Consider the following 19,301-nt stretch of genomic DNA (forward strand, 5'->3'; position numbering starts at 1 on the left):
TTTCTTTCATCTCTCTGTAACCTATCTCCCAATTTATTCCTTTACTATGGGAGGAGGAGGGGATTTCCATGAAAACACTCTGGGTTCTTATGTCTGTAATCCAGCTTATGTTCGCATACAGTCCGCAAGCCGGTAACATAGATGAAGATAATAACATCCGTACATTCCAGTATTCTTTGGAAGCTGGGTATAGCTGGAAGGCAACTTCAGCAGGTTCAGGAATGTATCAGGCAGATAACCGTATCTATATGAGCAATGACAGAGGCATATCCTGGCATAAGCTGAGCGATTCCTTGAGCGGCACTTTGCCAAGCGGCCCCATTGGAGACCTCAAGTTTAAGACGAAGGACACTGGATGGATTACGATCCATTCTCCACGACAAGGCGATATTGGACTATATAAGACAACCGATGGCGGAATTCACTGGGCCAAAGAGCAGCTTGAAGTACCTTCAAAATACGCTGCCGTTCAGTTTAACCCTGCCTCTCCTATATTTTTCACCTCTACAAATTATGGAATCGTCCTACTGAATGAGATCGGGCTGCTGAACGAGGAAGGCCAGACTGAGACCTCTCTACTCTTCTATGCAACGCAAGACAATGGACGTCATTGGACCCCCATCATGGATAGACCTGAGGGGGAATGGAACGGTTTATCCTGGAAGGCCTCTTTGGATCAGAAATCCGCAAGCTACTCATGGAGTATTACTATCGGCGATAGAACCTGGACTTCATCCAATGGGGAAATCTGGTCTATGAATTAAGATCCTTAGCATTTATAAAACGGGTGTCTTGAAGGATGGGCACAGCACTGCTAATATTCACCTGACAGCAGTAGGTCACATCGTCTTCATACCCGCGCTCACGGAGTTCACGGGCACTCGCACAATCCCATATAAGCTCCCTGATGGTTTTGCTGGAGTACTTCAAAGCTCCAATACAGACCTCAGCCTCAGGAGATTTGCTGCCGGTTAATTGGGAAAGAATCAGACCTGCACCTAAATAATCTTCAATGCCTGGACGCAAATTATTTTCACCCTCCCTAACATCGGACCACCTTTCGCCGCAGGGGACCACAGTGATATTTGCCTGCAATTGCTGCATTAAACGGTTAGCAATCTCAGCCACGGCAGACGCATTAAGGAAACATCCGATGAGCAGCGCCGGCACCTGTGAAGCAATCCATGTACAAGCAGCACCATTTAATGAACATAATACAAAGTCACGGCCAAAATCAGCAGAACTAAACGACAATGGAGACAGGGAATGCCCTCCTTCTCTGATCGCCTCCGCTCTTCCCCAGACGATTTCCGCACTGTTGGCTCTGGCATAGGCTTTGGCATTCTCATTGATTGGCGGGGGATACGGAAAGACATTAGCCTTGTGCTGAACCGCAGTCACTACCGTAGAAGAGAAGCTGAGCACATCAACGATGATCACAATGTCCCCACGTTCAGACGCGGCCCGCGCTCCTCTTTGCCCCCATTCCACTTTGACTTTATACGGTGTCTGGTCATAAAACATCGGACTTCCTCCTTTATCCCAATTTTATAGGCTGGAGATTATATTTGCTATAATATAAAGTTAAAAATATACAATTACTAGAGGAGGAACTATGAAATTCCTGTCCCGTATATTGTTCGCTATCTCGGTGATCGCTCTGATCCTTTATACCTTCGATCTTGCTGAAGAATACAATAAGGATCTTCTATACCTCCTAATAACTGGCTTCACAGGTTCCTTTTTTACCAGCTTCTTCGGGAAAGAGACCTCCAAACCGCTTATCCTCAGATGGGTATCTGCGCTTGTTGTAGTGGGAATTCTGCTCTATATTTTTGTCTTTGTAACACTTTGGGGTCTGGCGATCAGACCCTGACAAACACATATCTTTTATGAACTTTCAGATTAGGAGGACATTTGATGAGCTCCCCCTTTGTCCCAGTTCAAGCCCGCTCCTTCATTCTTAACTTGCCCGGTAGATATAACGAATGGAGGCCAAGTGTTAAATTACATAAATATGTATACTATTACTGGCTGTCTACCATCCGCAGTTTCCAAGACTCCCTAAGCCCAATTTCAATATCCGGCAGGAAGGAAATGATTGCCCCCGACGGCTGCATCGATATCGTATTCCAGATAGGAAAAGATAGGGCAACCCTTCATGGCATGATCGTTGGCACGTTGGACCGGTCACTTTATGTGGATCTGGCGTATGACCGCTTGCACACTTTTGGAATCCGATTTTATCCGGGAGGGCTGCAGGCTTTCTTGAGAGAACCGGCCGATTTATTCACATGATCAAGGCGCTGGGCAGCGGCACAGTAATAAGAAAGGAAGCCTATGACCGTATACTTACTCCTTACGGATATTTGTGGTACCTGGAGGCTTCGGTGGGATATGGCTGTTGTGTAAAGGGCGAGCCTGTAGAAGAAATGTTTATGGACGGGAATATTTATGGATACACCTGCACCCTACAGCGGTACATATCCGGGGAGTTCACCGTAATTGTACTCAGCAACAACGATGCCAGCCCCGTAGCCCGCCTTGTAAAGGGCCTGAGAAGCATTCTGTACACTGGGGCGACCTCCATCATAGTCAAGCCGGAACTTGCGGACGCCGCGGACTATGAGCAATATAGACACTTCGCGGGGGTGTACTGCTTTCTGCCAATGGGCTGGCATTTTACAATTCATTATGAAGAAGGCCTGCTGTATGTAGACCAGCTGTTCAATCAGGAGTTCAAAAAAAAGAAGTTCCAGCAGGTAACCTACAGTTTCGATACCTTGAACCTGCCTTATGAGAGATCCGGCGGATAAAGCGGTAAACAATAAAGCAGCGGAAGCCTGAGCAAGAACAATACTCTTAGCAGCCGCTGCGTTTGTGAGTGTGTAACTTAGGAAGCTGGATAAGCCGAAGTTACAGCCAGAATGATTTGGTAATAATTACGAGCAAAATAAACAATACCAGAATTGCCGCAGTCGATGTGCCAATACCGCCAACATGACCTACATTTTCTCCGCATCCACATGAACCCATTTCCCATTCCTCCTTCAAAAGTGAGTACAGCATAGAATATGCAGAATGCCCTTCACTGCTTGGGTGAAATGGAAATGTGTTGTTGTGCATTCAGCCGGTCTGGTTTATTTATCCGCCATGAATGTTACGTATGTTGCTGCTGCAAATACAACAACCAGCACCAAAGAAATGACGCCCATAATCCGTTCATTTTTCCAGGCACGAATTGTGTTTGCAATATATAGGATCATGAGCCCTGCCATCATTAGCGACAGGTTGATGCCCGTTATAAACAACACAACAAACCCTATCATTACACAACCCCAAATAATCATGAACCACAAAGGATAATTTTTAAAGATCGTTTTAAGCATTTTCCGCCTGCCTCTATTCCATCTCAAATTTATACTTCCCTATAATCTCACAATCCAGTCTCGCTAGCAACGGAGGAAGTTTGTCCGGCAGCCGTAAACCAAAAAAGGACAAGCTCTTAGAGCCTATCCTTATCCATTTAGAATACATAATTCTATATTGATCCAATTTATACGAGAGGCGCTTGAATCAATGTTGCGAAATTGAACTTGTGTACGTGACCATCATTTAAAGTAGTTTGACCCGTAACAAAATGGACATGTTTGCCGTTTCCTACTGGAATAGCCGGTCCTGTTCTAATCTTCTTCAAATTATGAAAATGGTTAAAGAAATCGGTTCTTTCCAAATCAATCTCATGGACATGACTTGCTCCTGCCCGAATCGCCTGTCCTGTAACACCTGCGAACCGGTGGTTGTGCCGATCTGCACCTTCTTCAGCCAGTTTAGTGCTCCCTTCAAATTCATGTACGTGTCTCTGTGCCTGAGTTGAGCCTGTTCTTATCTTCTTTATTGTAGGCCGTTTCTTCTTCATCCGTTGTCTACCTCCCTAAAATTATGCAACTTCACAACATCTTATTAAGGCAAACTCGGATAGGTGCACAGCCATTGTCAGATCTTTTCTGGATTCAAAAAAACCACAACATAGCAAAAACCCCTTGCTAGGCAAGGGGTTTAGTGAAGTGGGCCCTACAGGACTCGAACCTGTGACCAATCGGTTATGAGCCGACCGCTCTAACCAACTGAGCTAAGGGCCCGGATCTAAAGTATCCGTATGATATACAATGGCTGTAGGAAAATAAATTGGTTGCGGGGGCAGGATTTGAACCTGCGGCCTTCGGGTTATGAGCCCGACGAGCTACCGGGCTGCTCCACCCCGCGTCAGTAATCATATTCAAACAGCGACAATAGTTAATATACAATATACCAGGGACTAAAGTCAAGGATGATTTTGTTAATTTATTCAGGGCAGGAAACGTACCCCGTAGCGGCCCTTGCGGGAGCGATAAATTTCCACAAATCGGGGATCATGATAGCCGTAAATCCAGCCGTCCTGCTCCAGCCTCTTGGCCAGGCAACCTGCTTGAAATCTCGTCCTGAACAGCTTCGCGAAGTATATCCAGTTCATGATGCCTTCTTCTCCTTTGTTACGATAATGGATGTCTTCCTTCCCTGAAGTTATCATGCCCAGTTTTTAAAATATAAGCCGCCGAATACGGTATCCGCCAATAAAAAAACAGCAAGGCCCTCACCTTGCGGTGAGGGCCTGAGAAACATTGCCGGATACAATTCTGCTACACGCCGAACGAGGCCGGATCTTTGCGCCAGGACTGCAGCAGCGCTACATCGGTGTCAGCGATTGTGCCTTGACTCAGGGCTACATTAATCAATGTGCTGTAGTTGGACAAGCTTTGCAGCGGCACACCTGCTGCCGCAAATGCCTCAGTGGCCCGGTCCAGCTCATAGCTGAAGATGGCAAGCACTGCCAGCACCTCTCCACCGGCTTCCTGTACGGCCTGCGCCGCCTTAATGGAGCTGCCGCCGGTAGAAATCAGGTCCTCGATCACAATGACCTTCTGTCCGGGAGAGATAATGCCTTCGATCTGGTTCTGCTTGCCGTGGCCTTTGGCTTTGTCGCGGATATATGCCATCGGCAGATCCAGCTTATCGGCCACCCAGGCCGCATGCGGAATACCCGCAGTTGCTGTGCCCGCAATCACTTCAGCGTCCGGATAGCTGGCTCTGATCAGCTCTGCGAAGCCAGCGGCAATGTAGCCGCGCACTGCCGGGAAGGATAAGGTCAGGCGATTGTCGCAATAGATCGGCGACTTGATGCCGGAGGTCCAGGTAAAAGGCTCCTGCGGACGCAGCGCCACTGCCCCAATCTCCAGCAGATAGCTGGCGACTTGCTGGCTTTTATTCGATAATGTGCTCATGCTTGAGTCATCTCCTCAATAATAGATAGTGCGGCTGCGCGCGGATCCGCCGCAGCCGTAATAGGCCGGCCCACTACAAGGTAGTGGCTGCCTTGCCGGATGGCTTGTCCCGGCGTCATCACCCGGGACTGATCGTCCAGGGAAGATCCTGCCGGACGAATGCCGGGGGTAACCGTGCGGAACTCTGGGCCGCACGCGGCAGCAATCGCCGCCGACTCCTGCGGTGAAGCTACCACGCCGTGCAGGCCGGCTCCAGCCGCCAGCTTGGCGTAGCGCACCACGGTGTCCGCTACATTCCCGGCAATGCCAATCTCGCTGTTCATCACTGCCTCACTGGTGCTGGTGAGCTGTGTCACTGCGATAATCAGCGGCATTCTCAGCGACGGGTGCAGGCTGACCGCCTGGGCAGCCCCGTCCAGCGCTGCGGCCATCATGGCCGAGCCGCCGGAGGCGTGTGCGTTGAACATATCCACACCGAGCATCGTAAGGCTCTCCGCCCCACCCCGCACCGTATTGGGGATATCATGCATTTTGACATCGACGAACACGGAATAACCGCGGGCCTTCAGTTCTCTGATGAAGTCTGGTCCGGCTGCATAGAACAGCTGCATCCCAACCTTCATGTAACAAGGAATGCCTTCCAGCTTCTCAATGAGCAGCCTCGCTTGCGCTGCATCAGGATAATCCAGGGCAATCATCAGCCGCCCAGCCATTTCATCCCGTCTGGTAATCTCTCCGATATTCTCGTGTTCAAGCTGCTGTGGGCTAGTCTGTTCCATGTTCTACTCATCTCCTTATAGGTCTTATTAACGGCTACCGGGTCCCCGGGCATAGCGGAACGGTCTGCGATAACGCAAACCGTTCCAGTGGCATGCCCGAAAGGGCCGCTCATACAACTATAGGTTATTGTCCGACAAAAGCAGGCATGGACTGCGACGAGAAGTTGATCGTCTGCAGCATGATCAGCAGCGCCGTTACCGTATCCAGTGAGGTCATACATACGACACCGTTCTCTACCGCTTCACGGCGGATGCGGAAGCCGTCGCGCTCCGGCGTTTTGCCTTTAGTCAGCGTATTGAAGACGAAGTTGGCCTGACCGCCGCGGATCAGATCAAGGATCGTCGGCTCTCCTTCATCCAGCTTGTTGACATTCATCACGTTCAGGCCTGCCTGCTCAAGAGCATGCGCCGTACCGCCGGTGGCAATGATTTTGTAGCCCATGGCGTGGAAGCCCTTCATCAGCTCTACCGCCTCGGCTTTGTCTTTGTCCGCTACCGTAACGATGATCGCTCCGGTTGCCGGAATTTTCATGCCTGCTCCGATCAGACCTTTATAGAGCGCTTTGGCATAAAGCTTGTCGCGGCCCATGACCTCGCCGGTCGATTTCATTTCCGGTCCCAATGTAGGCTCTACTCTGCGCAGCTTGGCAAAAGAGAACACCGGCACTTTTACCGACACATAGTCGCTTTCCGGCCAGAGACCTTCGGTGTAGCCATCGTCTTTCAGCTTGCCGCCGAGAATGATTTTGGTAGCCAGATGAGCCATAGGAATGCCAGTTACCTTGCTCAGGAAAGGAACCGTACGCGAAGAGCGCGGATTCACTTCGATCACATATACTTCATTCTGGTAAATAACGAACTGGATGTTGACAAGGCCAATCGTTTTCAGTTCCTTGGCAATCTTGATGGTGATTTCGCTTATTTTCTGCTTCAGGCCTTCATCCAGATATTGCGGCGGGTAGACAGCGATGGAGTCACCGGAGTGGACACCCGCACGTTCTACATGCTCCATAATACCAGGGATGACTACGGTCTCGCCGTCGCAAATCGCGTCAACTTCGACCTCTTTGCCCAGCATGTAGCGGTCGATTAGCACCGGATGCTCCGGATTCACCTTCACCGCTTCAACCATGTAGCTCAGCAGCTCAGCATCGTTGTAGACAATCTCCATTGCACGACCGCCCAGTACATAGGAGGGACGTACAAGTACCGGATATCCCAGCGATTGCGCTGTTTCTACGGCTTGACTCACATCGGTTACCGTCTTGCCTTTGGGTTGTGCAATATTCAGACGGGCCAAAAGCGCTTCGAATTTCTTGCGGTTTTCAGCTTCGTCGATGCTTTCCAGACTGGTGCCGAGAATATTTACACCGGCTGCAGCCAGCGGTGCAGCAAGATTAATGGCAGTTTGTCCTCCGAACTGGACGATAACGCCAATCGGATTCTCCTGGGTGATGACATTCATGACATCCTCGAAGAACAACGGTTCAAAATAGAGCCGGTCCGAGGTGTTGAAGTCGGTCGATACCGTTTCAGGGTTGTTGTTGATGATTACAGCTTCATAGCCGGCTTTCTGGATCGCCCAGACCGCATGTACGGTACTATAATCGAATTCAATCCCCTGACCGATCCGGATAGGTCCGGACCCGAGCACGATAACCTTCTGCTTGTCGGAATGGATAACCTCATTCTCCGTCTCATAAGTGGAGTAGTAGTAAGGTGTGGAGGCTTCGAATTCAGCCGCACATGTATCTACCATTTTGAAGACCGGAGTTAGTCCCTGCGCAAGGCGCATGGCACGAACATCCACTTCCTTCGTCTGAGCTCCGCCCGGACGTCCTTCCGCCCGGATCTCGGCAATTGCCCGGTCAGTGAACCCTTTGCGTTTCGCTTGATACAAGGTTTCGGCACTCAGCGTCTCTTCGCTGCGCAGCACATCCTCGAAATTCACCAGGCCTTCAATCTTGGACAGGAACCACCAATCAATGCTGGTGATATCCTGAATCTCCTGCAGGCCGTAGCCGCGGCGGAACGCTTCCGCAATCAGGAACAGCCGCTCGTCATCCGCTTTGGCGAGACGACCCCGCAGCACGCTGTCTTCCAGCTGCTCTGCGCCCGGCAGGCGGAAACGGTGGACACCGATTTCCAGGGAACGGACTGCTTTATGAATCGACTCTTCAAAGGTACGGCCAATCGCCATGACTTCGCCGGTTGCTTTCATCTGCGTGCCCAGTTTACGGTTCGCCGATGTGAACTTGTCAAACGGCCAACGCGGAATTTTGCTGACGATATAGTCCAGTGTCGGCTCGAAGCAGGCGTATGTCTGTCCTGTAACCGGGTTAACGATTTCATCCAGAGTGTAGCCGAGAGCGATTTTGGCTGCCATTTTGGCAATCGGGTAACCGGTCGCCTTCGACGCCAGCGCCGAGGAGCGGCTGACCCGGGGATTTACTTCAATGACAAAATATTGATAGCTTTGCGGATCAAGTGCGAACTGCACGTTGCAGCCGCCTTCGATATTCAGCGCGCGGATGATCTTGAGTGACGCGCTGCGCAGCATTTGGTATTCGCGGTCGGACAACGTCTGGCTTGGTGCCACAACGATACTGTCGCCTGTATGTACGCCGACAGGATCAAAGTTCTCCATATTGCAGACAACGATACAGTTGTCGTTCGCGTCCCGCATAACCTCATATTCAACTTCCTTCATGCCGGCGATGCTCTTCTCCACCAGACATTGACCGATCGGGCTGTAACGGATACCCGCTTTGACGGTTTCACGCAGCTCTTCCTCGTTGTCGCAAATGCCGCCGCCGGTTCCACCGAGCGTATAGGCTGGGCGAACAATCAGCGGATAGCCGATTCCTGCGGCAAAACCCATCGCTTCTTCCACAGTGGTGATAATTGTGCTCTCCGGTACTGGCTGATCCAGTTCGCGCATCAGCTCGCGGAACAAATCACGGTCTTCTGCCTTCTCGATGGATTCCAGCTGTGTGCCCAGCAGCTTCACGTTCTCCGACTGCAGCACACCTGCGCGGGCCAGTTCCACGGCCATGTTCAGGCCGGTCTGTCCGCCCAGTGTCGGCAGCAGGCCATCCGGGCGTTCCTGGCGGATAATCGCCGTAACAAACTCAAGTGTAATCGGCTCGATGTATACCTTGTCGGCCATATTGGTATCGGTCATGATCGTGGCCGGGTTGCTGTTGATCAGCACAACCTCCACGCCTTCTTCTTTAAGCGCCTGGCAGGCCTGTGTTCCTGCATAGTCAAACTCGGCAGCCTGGCCGATGACAATCGGGCCGGAGCCGATGACGAGAATCTTTTTAAGTTTATCGTTTTTTGGCATGTTATAGAGCTCCTTTCACGGCTTCAAGCTGTGCTTTGGGTTGTGGTGCCGTGATTCTGGCATTTGCGGCAAGCTGGGCCTGGCGTGAGCCTGCTGGCGTCTTCGCTTTGTGATCAGCAATCATTTGCAGGAAACGGTCGAACAAATAGCTGCTGTCATGCGGTCCCGGCGCCGCTTCCGGATGGTACTGCACCGAAAATGCGGGGTAGCGGGTATGTTTGAGTCCTTCGACTGTCTTATCATTGTTGTTGATATGCGTAACCTCAAGCTCGGTATTGACAACTGAATCCTCATTTACTGTGTAGCCATGGTTCTGCGAGGTAATGAAGCAGCGTCCGCTCTCCAGTTCCTTAACCGGGTGGTTCCCGCCGCGGTGGCCGAATTTAAGCTTCTCTGTGTCGGCGCCGCAAGCCAGGGCGAACAATTGGTGACCCAGGCAGATCCCGAAGATCGGGTATTCGCCGAGCAGCTCGGAGATCGTGTTGACGGCATACGGCACGTCTTTAGGGTCCCCAGGGCCGTTGGAGAGCTGAATGCCATCCGGGTTCAGGCGGCGGATCTCATCTGCAGTCACATCATGCGGCACGACTACAACATCACAGCCGCGGCTGTTCAGTTCGCGCAGGATACCGGTCTTCGCGCCGTAATCGACCAGCACGATCCGTTCTTTGTTCCCCGGGCTGCTGTAGGTTTTGGTTGTAGATGTCCGGGCTACCTGATTGCGCAGCTCCTCAATGGTCGTGTCGCCCATCATTTCCATGAGCTCCTCCACACGTTTGTTGGAAGTGGTTAGAATGGCCTTCATCGTGCCGTGGTGGCGGATAATGCGGGTCAGCATCCGCGTGTCGATCTCGCTGATTCCGGGAATGCCATATTCCTTCAGCAGGTCATCCACGCTGTATTCGGCGCGCCAGTTGCTTGGCACTTCCTCATGGCGGCGTACAACAAAGCCGTGTACAAAAGGACGCACAGATTCGAAATCATCACGGGTAATGCCGTAATTTCCGATCAGCGGATAAGTCATTGTGACGATTTGCCCGCAGTACGAAGGGTCCGACAGCACCTCCTGATATCCCGTAATTCCTGTGTTAAAAACAACCTCGCCCGTCTTTTCGCCTTCAGCGCCAAATGCGGTGCCTGTAAACAGCGTTCCGTCCTGTAGCAGCAATCTCGCCTGCATTCCCATCCACTCCTTCTTGTTTCTGTAGTCTGATTCTATGCCTTGCATCATTAGCGGAGTGTAACGCGCCAAAATGCCGCCGCATGTTCACCTTGCCCCATACAGCCGGCATCTTCGCTCCACCAGTTCATTAATTAGCTTTTGTCCATACCGCTGTGCCGTCTACCCATGTCATAACCGGCCAGCCTTTAAGCTTCCATCCGGCAAAGGGAGTATTGCGTCCTTTGCTGGCAAATGAAGCCGGATCTACTTCCTGCTCCTCCTTGAGGTCGATCAGCGTCAAATCGGCAGGCGCCCCAACCGTGAGATGGCCTGTATTCAGCCGGAACACCCGGGCCGGATCAGCGGTCATCCGCTGCACCAGCAGGGACAGATCCCATTTGCCGGTTGCCACAAAAGCGGTGTAGAGCAGCGGGAATGCTGTCTCAAATCCGACAATGCCAAACGGTGCAAGCTGCATGCCTTTCGCTTTTTCTTCCTCGCTGTGCGGTGCATGATCGGTCACGATGATATCCAGCGTTCCGTCCAGCAGACCTTCGATGCAGGCTTCCACGTCGTGGCGCGAACGCAGCGGCGGGTTCATTTTCCAATTGGCATCCATGCCCGGAATGTCTTCCTCCGACAGCAGCAGATGATGCGGGCATACCTCCGCGGTCACCTTGATGCCGATTTGCTTGGCCTGTCGGATCAGCCGCACCGATTGTTCCGTGCTGACGTGGCAGACATGATAGTGAACGCCGGTTGCTTCAGCCAGCAGAATATCGCGTCCGACATGGATCGCTTCCGACTCGTTCGGAATGCCTTTGAGGCCATGCGCAGTTGCAAACTTGCCTTCGTTAACCGCACAGCCTTCCACCAGCGAGTCGTCCTCACAATGCGCGATTACAGGCATATCCAGTCCGGCAGCCAATTTCATGGCATCCTTCATCATCTGGGCAGTCTGTACGCCTACTCCGTCGTCCGTGAAACCAATGGCTCCAGCTTCCTTAAGTGCGGCAAAATCGGTCAGCTCGCGTCCCAGCTCATTTTTCGTGATCGCCGCATAAGGGAGCACCTTCACCAGTCCGGCTTCGCGCGCTTTATCCTTCACAAACTGTACGATTTCCGGGCTGTCCGTTACCGGGCGTGTATTCGGCATGCAGGCGATGGTAGTAAATCCGCCCTTGGCAGCCGAACGGGCTCCGGTTTCTACCGTTTCCTTATGCTCAAAGCCAGGCTCGCGGAGATGCACATGCATATCAATCAGTCCCGGGATCAGCAGTTTGCCTTCGGCTTCTATGATTTCAGTGGATTCATCGAGCGCATCCAGATTACTCTCAATTGCGGAAATTACGCCGTCCTTAACTACGATATGTCTAGTCTCTAACTCGCCTTCCTGGTTGAGCACGCTGGCGTTTCTAATGATCACGGTTATGATTCTCCTTTTACCTGCAGGCTGCAGCCGCAAGCTCTCTGATTATTATATAATAAAAATTCATCTTTGTGTATATTTATTAGTGTATTTATGTCAGCTTTTTTTAACTTGAAGAGTTGCTATTGAAGGGCTCTCTCCATCACGGCCATCCGCACAGGCACGCCGTTGGACATCTGCGGGAAAATCCGCGATTGGCTGCTTTCGACCACTGCGTCATCAATCTCTACGTTGCGGTTCACCGGAGCCGGATGCATAATGATCGTGTTCTTATCGAGCCGGGCCGCCCGTTCTTCCGTCAATCCATACTGTTTCCGGTATTCCTCGGCAGACAGCAGTATGCCGGATGCATGGCGCTCAAGCTGAACCCGCAGCATCATGACTACATCAGCCTTAAGCGCTTCTTCCATACTCACATAAGGAGCGTAGGCAGCAAGTTCCGGCGCCTGCATATTCTCCGGTGCACAGAACTGCACCTTGGCCCCCATCTTTGTCAGTCCCCAGAGGTTCGAGCGTGCAACCCGGCTATGCATAATATCCCCTATAATCGAAACTTTGAGGCCCTTCAGTCCGCCAAAATTTTTGCTCATTGTATACAGGTCCAGCAGCGCTTGCGTCGGATGCTCGTTATTGCCGTCTCCGGCATTGATTAGCGGAATGGACACCTTCTCGGCCAGCTGCTGCAGCACGCCCGCAGGCTTCAAACGCACAACTCCGGCATCGATCCCCATTGATTCCAGTGTGCGTACTGTATCGTAGATCGACTCGCCTTTTTCTACACTGGAAGCCGCAGCCGTGAAATTCAGGACCTGAACGCCAAGGCGTTTCTCGGCCATTTCGAAGGAAAAGCGGGTGCGCGTGCTGTTCTCAAAAAACATGTTGGCAACAAAATGTGATCTCAGTACCGGGGTCAGCTTCTCGGCCTGATTGTCCCAGTACGCTGTTCTCTCCAATAGCTCACGGATTTCCGAGCTGTCCAGCTCTTTAATCCCCAGCAGACTGCGTTCCTTCACCTTGGTTGCCGTCATCATTGTTATCGTTCCTCCCGGTTTGAAATAATGTAAACTTCATCCTTGCCGTCGAATTCGGTCAGCGCCACTTCGATCTGCTCATGCCTGGAGGTAGGTACGTTCTTGCCGATGTAGTCCGGACGGATCGGAAGCTCCCGGTGTCCACGGTCAGCCAATACAGCGAGTTGGATCATCCTTGGCCGTCCGCAATCCATCAGGGCATCCATCGCCGCGCGGATCGTGCGTCCGGTGTACAGCACATCGTCGAACAAAATCACTTTTTTGTCGTGGATGCCACTACTGCCTTCTGGCAGGGTCAGGTAGCTCTTCACTACCGCCCGGTCCATCTCTTCCCGGTTGTCTCCGCCTTCGCGGTCATCGCGGTAATGTGTGATGTCCAGCTCGCCGTAAGGAATATCAACACCTTCAATTTCCTTGATACGTTCTGCGATTCGCTGGGCCAGGTAAATTCCGCGTGTCCGGATGCCCACCAGCAGACAATTCTCGATACCTTTGTTTTTCTCCAAAATCTCATGGGCAATGCGCGACAGTGCGCGGCGAATTGCTGTTTCGTCCATAATTACGTTTTTCTCAGTAACCATAATCCGTCATCCTCCTGCTTGTACGCCCGTTCAAGCTCCCGGAAATCAAAAAACTCCTTGCCCAAAGCAGGCAAGGAGTGAAATCCGCAGATTCAAAAAGATGGCGTGTCCGCGCGCATAAAAAGACCCTCCGTACTCATACGGATTCCTTTCTTAAGTCGCGAACCTCGATTCACGTTACCTTGCCAGCCTCACGGGACTGAATTAAAGGCGCATATTCATTTAACAGAATTATGACAGAAGTCATGGCTTGTGTCAAATGGGAGGCAGTGGAAACAGAAAAACTGGAGGAGATTTAGGTGAAAGGACGCAGACTGCGGGAATGTTTGGACTTTCGGCCGCTGTTGTCTCCAGATTTATTTGATTGGATCCGCGTCACGGATTAAATCTGGAGACAAAGGCGGACGCATTCGCTCCTACAGTTCCAAAATCCCCTCCGCAGCTTCCACCTAAAATTGGAATTTTTCAGTTTAAGTAAAGGAGCAGAAAGAATATCAGCTTATTTCATGAAACTGATGATGATCAAGACCCTCTGCTTGTTTTACGTCTGCTTCCGCTCTGATATGATGAAGACCGGAGGCGACTTGATAATGGAACTGGAATTTATCACAGCTGCGCATTGGAATGATAGCTTGTGGGAGTTAATCGAACCCATGTACCGGGAGGCTTTTCCCAGCGGGGCCAAACCGGCAGGAATACTGCACAATATGCTGGACAGAGGAATAGCTTATCTGCATGCTGGCCTAGCTGATGGACATGTTGTAGCAATGGCTGTAACCGGGATCGTTGGAGGGACGGCCGATAAGCGGCTTATCATTGACTATCTGGCAGTTGCCAAGAAGTCGCGCGGAGAAGGCCTTGGCTCATTGTTTCTGGAAAAAATCATTCACTGGGCTGAACAAGTGCATAAGGCCGGTGGAATCATCATTGAAGTGGAAGCCGGAAACACGGCTGCGCATCTTGAGCGTATTCACTTCTGGGAACGGAATGGTTTCAAGCTGACACCGTATATCCATCAATATATTTGGGTGCCGGAGCCGTACCGGGCAATGCTGCGCCCGCTGAAGCAGGGGGTTGCTGTCGAAGATAATGGGGAGTCCTTATTCCGTTATATTAACAATTTTCACAGAAATTCTTACCGCCTATCTTGAGCGTGCTGCAACAAGAAGCCGCCGCAGATTTCTCTGCGGCGGCTTCTTAGTTGTCCGTTATTTTAGAATTCGAATTCAACGTCGCTGAGGCGTCTTTGAATTTCGGAGATTACACGTTTCTCATCCTCTTCACCTTTGGCGATAAAGGTCACGGAGAAACGAACAAATGGGCCTGCATCATCCCAAGGCACGGTGGAGATCAGCTTCTCGCGGATCAGGAACTGCGAGAAATCTTCGCCGGATTCGAAGCGGCGTCCGCCTTTGACACCTTTTGGTGCTGCTACGTACAGGAAGAAAGAACCTTTTGGTTTCTCTGCCTTGAAACCCAGGCTGTTCAGCGCGTCCACCAGCATGTTGTGGCGGCGGGAATACTTGGCAGCAATCGCTTCAGTAATCTCAGGGTGTTCCAGACCGTAGGCGGCAGCCTTTTGAATCGCGATGAACTGGCCGGAGTCATTGTTGTCCTTCACATCGCTGAATGCTTTCACGACCAGCGGATTGCCGGCAACGAACCCGATTCTCCAGCCTGTCATGTTGTAAGACTTGGAGAGTGAGTGCAGTTCTACGCCGACATCCTTCGCGCCAGGTACGGACAGGAAGCTCAGCGGCTTCACACCGTCATAAGTCAGCGCTGCATACGGAGCGTCATGGATGACTACGACGTTATATTTTTTGGCCCAGTCTACAACGGCGCTGAAAAATTCAGGAGTTGCGCTGGCACCCGTAGGGTTATTCGGATAGTTCAGGTAGAGCAGCTTCGCTTTGCGGGCAATATCTTCCGGAATGGAATTCAGATCAGGCAGAAAGTTGTTCTCTCTCTTGAGTTCCACCGTATAGACTTGTCCACCCAAATATTTGGTGTGGGTACCCAGTACCGGATAACCCGGAACCGTCATAATGGTGATGTCGCCCGGATTGATGAAGCAGGATGGCAGCATGGCCAATGCCGGCTTCGAGCCGATGGAATGCACAACCTCGTTTACAGGGTCGATCCCCTCTACACGAAATACATCCTTCAGGTAAGCTGCAGCGGCAGCTTTGAATTCAGGAATTCCGTTGTCGGAATAGCCGCGGTTTTCTTCTTTGGCCGCTTCAATGGCAAGTCTTGCAACAATGCCTTCATCCGCCATCTCGTCAGGCTCGCCGACGCCCATATCGATCAATTCAATATTAGGAAAATCCTGTTTCGCCGATGCTTTGGCGCGTTTGATTTTCTCGAATTTGTAAATGGATGTATCTTTGCCGTAGTTCGCACCGCCGATGCGGTCCGCAAAATTAGTCTGAATGAAAGTCTCTTGATACTGTTCGATACTCATAATTTTGTTCTCATCTCCTGGCTATTATTAAATATATCATTAAATATGAAGCAAAATTGTCTCCAAAACCATGGATTTATGATCACTTCATTTGTACTTATCTGCTGCGCAGCGTAAACAATACTTCTTCCATATCTGCCGGAATCGGTCTGCTGAACTCCATATACTCACCCGTGGAAGGATGCTTAAAGCCCAGTACGGCGGCATGCAGAGCCTGTCCGTTCATCATAATCCCCTTGCTGCGCCCGTATACCGGATCGCCGACCAGCGGATGCCCGATAAACTTCATGTGCACGCGGATCTGATGCGTCCGTCCGGTCTCCAGCTGCAGTTCCAGCAGTGTGCAGTCGCCAAAACGTTCCAGCACGGTAAAATGGGTCACGGAACGTTTGCTGTTTTTCTCGGTTACCGTGTACAGCTTGCGGTCATGCGGGTCACGGCCAATCGGAGCGTCTACGGTTCCTTGGCTATGTGCCAGGTTACCATGCACCACTGCGATGTAGCGGCGTGTTACACTGTGCTCTTTAAGCTGGGCAGCGAGTGAAGCATGACTGGCATCATTTTTGGCTGCCATAATCAGACCGGAAGTATCTTTATCAATGCGGTGTACAATCCCGGGACGAATCTCGCCATTAATGCCGGACAGATCTTTGCAATGAAACATCAGCGCATTGACCAGTGTACCGGACGGATGCCCTGCTGCCGGATGCACAACCATGCCGCGAGGCTTATTAATTACAATAACATCGCTGTCCTCATAGACCACTTCAAGCGGAATATCCTCCGCAATCAGATCGGTAACTTCAGCCTCTGGAACCGTAACAGCGATAACATCGCCTTCATTCAGCTTATAGTTGGCCTTAACCGGAGAACCGTTAACCTTAACATGTCCGCTGCTGATCCACAGCTGTACCTGAGAGCGTGAAATCTCTTCTTCCCAGGCCTCCGTAATATATTTATCAACCCGCTCCCGGGCATTCTCTCCGGAAACAATCCACTCCGTGACGTCCCTTTCTTCTTCGAAGGCAATTGCACCTGCCTGCTCATTGACGTCCTTGTTCAAATCATTCATTCCCTTCTTTTACTTCCTTTGATTCCTTAACTTCGATGATTTCGTCTCCGCTCTTCATATCCAGCAGTGTATCGAGAATAATCAGTCCAACCCCAATCACGATGCAGGAGTCGGCGACATTAAAAATAGGGAAGGTGTAGCTCCCGAAGTTGAACATCAGGAAGTCAACAACCTCACCGTTCAGCATCCGGTCCAAAAAGTTGCCTATAGCTCCGCCCAGCACCAATGCCAGAGCGGTAGGAAGCAGCTTCCGCGAGGCTTTGGCCTTATTCATATACCAGACAATTCCGACGACAACAACAACCGTAACTATAAAGAAAAACCATTGCTGTCCTTCAAGAATTCCGAAAGCGGCTCCACTATTGCGGTGGGAGGTAATAATGAAGAAGTCGTTTATGACCGGAATCTGCTCGCCGAGCTCCAGCCGGGTAGCAATCACATATTTGGTACCCTGGTCAATCAAAAACACAATTAGCGCAATCAGATAGTACACCACAGAAGTTGTCACTCCGTTCTTATTTTTCCCGCGTTATAGCGGTACGAATACTGAATAAAGACTTGTATATTGTAGCACAGGCCTCAAGAAGCCGTCTATTGCGGACCGTATAACCCTTTTAAGGCCAGGGGACTATTTACCATCGCTAAAAAGACGCTTCTCCGGTCAAGCTATCAAAGAACGAACCGGCAGGAATGCCGGGAAGCGTACGTTATGACAAAAGCATCTGAAAGGAGCACTCGCCTATGAGCCATCTGACATCACAGCAGCTCTCGCAGCTGCGGGCAGCGCTGCTGCTGCAGCAGGAGGAAATCCGCCACAGGCTGCAAAATAACGAGCATTACGGTCTGCAGGAAGCCATGCGCGATACAACCGGGGAATTGTCCGAAATCGACAACCATCCCGGCGATGCCGCCACTGAGCTGTATAACCGCTCGATAGATATTTCCCTGCTGGAGCGCGACGAGCATGAATTGGACGATATCGAAGCCGCTCTGCAGGCCATGGATGAAGGCACCTACGGGATTTGTATCGCCAGCGGCAATCCGATTCCATATGAGCGCCTCTCAGCCATTCCATCCACCAGATACAGCAAGGAGCATGCCCCACGCCAGAACGCGCCGTTTACCCGGCCGGTCGAAGAAGAGCTGCTGTCCCCGCCTTTTGGACGCACCAGCCTTGACGAACGCGATGAGCAAAATGGTTTTGACGGCGAAGATGCCTGGCAGATCGTCGAAAGCTGGGGCAGCTCCAACTCCCCGGCCATGGCCGAAGGCAATGATATCAGCTCTTACAACGATATGGAGATTGAGGCCGACGAAACCGAAGGCTTCGTGGAGCCGTGGGAGAACTTTGTGGCGACCGATATCGCCGGAAACCATTTGACCATCATCAAAGGAACCAGTTACCGCCATTATATGGACACCGAGGAAGGCAGCTACCTGCTGGATCCGTCCGCTAAAAAGGAAAGGGAGTAGCCATGTGCTGCTCCTTTTTTAGGTACACACGCCAGATCAATGATTCTCTAATCCCTAAAAAGTCTTAAGCTCCAGCTGGTGCTGTACGATCCGCACAATATCTGCAATATAATCTCCGATAATCGGCAGGTTCAGTGCCCCCAGCATCTGCAGTACATAAATGATCGTCGCTGCAAAAAAAGTGAATCCGAGGGCAATCCCCACCCCGCGCGCTATTCCTGATATTATGTTCAGCCAGATCAGCCGCCAGGGCGAATGCAGCAGCTGTGTATATTCAGCAATCCGCGATTTCTCCATCTCCCGGGCCAGCCCCAATGTCAGCCGGTATACCGCGCTCAATTTTTCATCCGGGGAAAGGGCCTCTGCCCCCGCTTCAGTCTCCCGTTTGAAATCCGGCGCCTGATCCTGTCCGCTGCCCTCGCCTGTTGAGGCGGAGATTCCTCCCTGCTGCCCGGAGCTTTTGCTTCCTTCTTTCCGACCCTCCAAAACACTCTTGCTCCTTCCCTAACGTCCACAAAATAAACGAGCCCGGTTCGGGGAGAGGCAATCTCTCCCCGAACACGGGGCTCGTCATTTTGCGCATAAATATAAGGTTCTCAGTAAAGATCCTCATATTTCCGCAGAAACGGCTTCCTGATCA

Annotated in this window: 22 protein-coding genes and 2 tRNA genes; 6 read left to right on the plus strand and 18 right to left on the minus strand. The window is 51.3% G+C overall.

Going from position 1 to position 19,301, the window contains the following annotated elements:
- The first annotated feature begins 68 nt into the window (after positions 1 to 68).
- The gene (locus ACQ76X_RS05965) at positions 69 to 764 is read left to right on the plus strand and encodes a WD40/YVTN/BNR-like repeat-containing protein (RefSeq protein WP_438492265.1); all 696 of its coding nucleotides are present in this window, start codon (positions 69 to 71) and stop codon (positions 762 to 764) included.
- Here ACQ76X_RS05965 and ACQ76X_RS05970 read toward each other — a convergent pair.
- A complete protein-coding gene (locus tag ACQ76X_RS05970) occupies positions 754 to 1,524 on the minus strand; it encodes a 2-phosphosulfolactate phosphatase (protein WP_438492267.1) in 771 nt (256 codons plus the stop codon). The two genes, ACQ76X_RS05965 and ACQ76X_RS05970, sit on opposite strands and share 11 nt — an antisense overlap.
- Before the next feature lie 91 nt (positions 1,525 to 1,615).
- On the opposite strand from ACQ76X_RS05970, the gene ACQ76X_RS05975 reads away from it, so the two are divergent.
- The 3 genes from ACQ76X_RS05975 to ACQ76X_RS05985 are packed head-to-tail and all read left to right on the plus strand — an operon-like array spanning position 1,616 to position 2,816.
- Complete coding sequence (locus ACQ76X_RS05975) at positions 1,616 to 1,876, plus strand: hypothetical protein (RefSeq protein ID WP_438492269.1); 261 nt, start codon at positions 1,616 to 1,618, stop codon at positions 1,874 to 1,876.
- Between the two features lie 44 nt (positions 1,877 to 1,920).
- A complete protein-coding gene (locus tag ACQ76X_RS05980) occupies positions 1,921 to 2,298 on the plus strand; it encodes a DUF6597 domain-containing transcriptional factor (protein WP_438492270.1) in 378 nt (125 codons plus the stop codon).
- On the plus strand, positions 2,295 to 2,816 hold the full coding sequence (locus tag ACQ76X_RS05985) for a hypothetical protein (RefSeq protein WP_438492272.1): 522 nt from the start codon (positions 2,295 to 2,297) through the stop codon (positions 2,814 to 2,816). The genes ACQ76X_RS05980 and ACQ76X_RS05985 overlap by 4 nt, the downstream gene beginning before the upstream one ends.
- A 100-nt stretch (positions 2,817 to 2,916) precedes the next feature.
- On the opposite strand, the gene ACQ76X_RS05990 is transcribed toward ACQ76X_RS05985, so the two are convergent.
- The 13 genes from ACQ76X_RS05990 to pyrR form a co-directional block, all read right to left on the minus strand.
- The gene (locus tag ACQ76X_RS05990; RefSeq protein WP_144024222.1) at positions 2,917 to 3,036 is read right to left on the minus strand and encodes a sporulation protein YjcZ; all 120 of its coding nucleotides are present in this window, start codon (positions 3,034 to 3,036) and stop codon (positions 2,917 to 2,919) included.
- 104 nt (positions 3,037 to 3,140) lie between these two features.
- Positions 3,141 to 3,389, minus strand: a complete 249-nt coding sequence (locus ACQ76X_RS05995; RefSeq protein ID WP_038595321.1) for a hypothetical protein — start codon at positions 3,387 to 3,389, stop codon at positions 3,141 to 3,143.
- A gap of 167 nt (positions 3,390 to 3,556) precedes the next feature.
- Positions 3,557 to 3,919 carry a YmaF family protein gene (locus ACQ76X_RS06000; protein WP_438492274.1) on the minus strand — a complete coding sequence of 121 codons (363 nt, stop codon included), beginning with the start codon at positions 3,917 to 3,919 and terminating at the stop codon, positions 3,557 to 3,559.
- 149 nt (positions 3,920 to 4,068) lie between these two features.
- Positions 4,069 to 4,142, minus strand: a tRNA-Ile gene (locus tag ACQ76X_RS06005).
- A gap of 47 nt (positions 4,143 to 4,189) precedes the next feature.
- Positions 4,190 to 4,266 (minus strand) — tRNA-Met (locus ACQ76X_RS06010).
- 82 nt (positions 4,267 to 4,348) lie between these two features.
- Positions 4,349 to 4,513 (minus strand): hypothetical protein, encoded by a 165-nt coding sequence (locus tag ACQ76X_RS06015; protein ID WP_019909365.1) that lies wholly within the window; start codon positions 4,511 to 4,513, stop codon positions 4,349 to 4,351.
- A 166-nt stretch (positions 4,514 to 4,679) separates the two neighbouring features.
- On the minus strand, positions 4,680 to 5,321 hold the full coding sequence (gene pyrE / locus ACQ76X_RS06020) for an orotate phosphoribosyltransferase (protein ID WP_438492275.1): 642 nt from the start codon (positions 5,319 to 5,321) through the stop codon (positions 4,680 to 4,682).
- Positions 5,318 to 6,034 carry an orotidine-5'-phosphate decarboxylase gene (gene pyrF / locus ACQ76X_RS06025; protein WP_438492475.1) on the minus strand — a complete coding sequence of 239 codons (717 nt, stop codon included), beginning with the start codon at positions 6,032 to 6,034 and terminating at the stop codon, positions 5,318 to 5,320. Before pyrF ends, pyrE begins: the two co-directional genes overlap by 4 nt.
- Before the next feature lie 190 nt (positions 6,035 to 6,224).
- On the minus strand, positions 6,225 to 9,446 hold the full coding sequence (carB, locus tag ACQ76X_RS06030) for a carbamoyl-phosphate synthase large subunit (RefSeq protein ID WP_438492277.1): 3,222 nt from the start codon (positions 9,444 to 9,446) through the stop codon (positions 6,225 to 6,227).
- A gap of 1 nt (position 9,447) precedes the next feature.
- Positions 9,448 to 10,626, minus strand: coding sequence for a glutamine-hydrolyzing carbamoyl-phosphate synthase small subunit (carA, locus tag ACQ76X_RS06035; protein ID WP_076109061.1), 1,179 nt, complete (start codon positions 10,624 to 10,626; stop codon positions 9,448 to 9,450).
- A gap of 130 nt (positions 10,627 to 10,756) precedes the next feature.
- Entirely contained in the window at positions 10,757 to 12,034 is a 1,278-nt protein-coding gene (locus tag ACQ76X_RS06040; RefSeq protein ID WP_438492280.1) for a dihydroorotase, read from the minus strand.
- A gap of 125 nt (positions 12,035 to 12,159) precedes the next feature.
- Entirely contained in the window at positions 12,160 to 13,068 is a 909-nt protein-coding gene (locus tag ACQ76X_RS06045; protein ID WP_038595331.1) for an aspartate carbamoyltransferase catalytic subunit, read from the minus strand.
- A gap of 2 nt (positions 13,069 to 13,070) precedes the next feature.
- Complete coding sequence (gene pyrR, locus ACQ76X_RS06050) at positions 13,071 to 13,649, minus strand: bifunctional pyr operon transcriptional regulator/uracil phosphoribosyltransferase PyrR (RefSeq protein ID WP_076109059.1); 579 nt, start codon at positions 13,647 to 13,649, stop codon at positions 13,071 to 13,073.
- A gap of 590 nt (positions 13,650 to 14,239) precedes the next feature.
- Between pyrR and ACQ76X_RS06055 the strand changes: the two genes are divergently transcribed.
- Positions 14,240 to 14,800: a GNAT family N-acetyltransferase gene (locus ACQ76X_RS06055; protein ID WP_438492282.1), complete on the plus strand. Its 561-nt coding sequence runs from the start codon at positions 14,240 to 14,242 to the stop codon at positions 14,798 to 14,800.
- A 62-nt stretch (positions 14,801 to 14,862) separates the two neighbouring features.
- On the opposite strand, the gene ACQ76X_RS06060 is transcribed toward ACQ76X_RS06055, so the two are convergent.
- From ACQ76X_RS06060 to lspA, 3 genes are all read right to left on the minus strand, one after another.
- Positions 14,863 to 16,116: an LL-diaminopimelate aminotransferase gene (locus ACQ76X_RS06060; protein WP_438492284.1), complete on the minus strand. Its 1,254-nt coding sequence runs from the start codon at positions 16,114 to 16,116 to the stop codon at positions 14,863 to 14,865.
- A 97-nt stretch (positions 16,117 to 16,213) separates the two neighbouring features.
- Entirely contained in the window at positions 16,214 to 17,188 is a 975-nt protein-coding gene (locus tag ACQ76X_RS06065; protein ID WP_341095408.1) for an RluA family pseudouridine synthase, read from the minus strand.
- Positions 17,181 to 17,684: a signal peptidase II gene (gene lspA, locus ACQ76X_RS06070; RefSeq protein WP_076109056.1), complete on the minus strand. Its 504-nt coding sequence runs from the start codon at positions 17,682 to 17,684 to the stop codon at positions 17,181 to 17,183. Before lspA ends, ACQ76X_RS06065 begins: the two co-directional genes overlap by 8 nt.
- A 245-nt stretch (positions 17,685 to 17,929) precedes the next feature.
- Between lspA and ACQ76X_RS06075 the strand changes: the two genes are divergently transcribed.
- Entirely contained in the window at positions 17,930 to 18,661 is a 732-nt protein-coding gene (locus ACQ76X_RS06075; protein WP_438492286.1) for a TraR/DksA C4-type zinc finger protein, read from the plus strand.
- Positions 18,662 to 18,715: 54 nt separating this feature from the next.
- On the opposite strand, the gene ACQ76X_RS06080 is transcribed toward ACQ76X_RS06075, so the two are convergent.
- Positions 18,716 to 19,147: a DUF5665 domain-containing protein gene (locus tag ACQ76X_RS06080; RefSeq protein WP_438492287.1), complete on the minus strand. Its 432-nt coding sequence runs from the start codon at positions 19,145 to 19,147 to the stop codon at positions 18,716 to 18,718.
- Positions 19,148 to 19,301 lie beyond the last annotated feature (154 nt).

Origin of the sequence: Paenibacillus sp. IHBB 3054, from assembly GCF_051594305.1 — a bacterium.
GTDB lineage: Bacteria > Bacillota > Bacilli > Paenibacillales > Paenibacillaceae > Paenibacillus_AQ.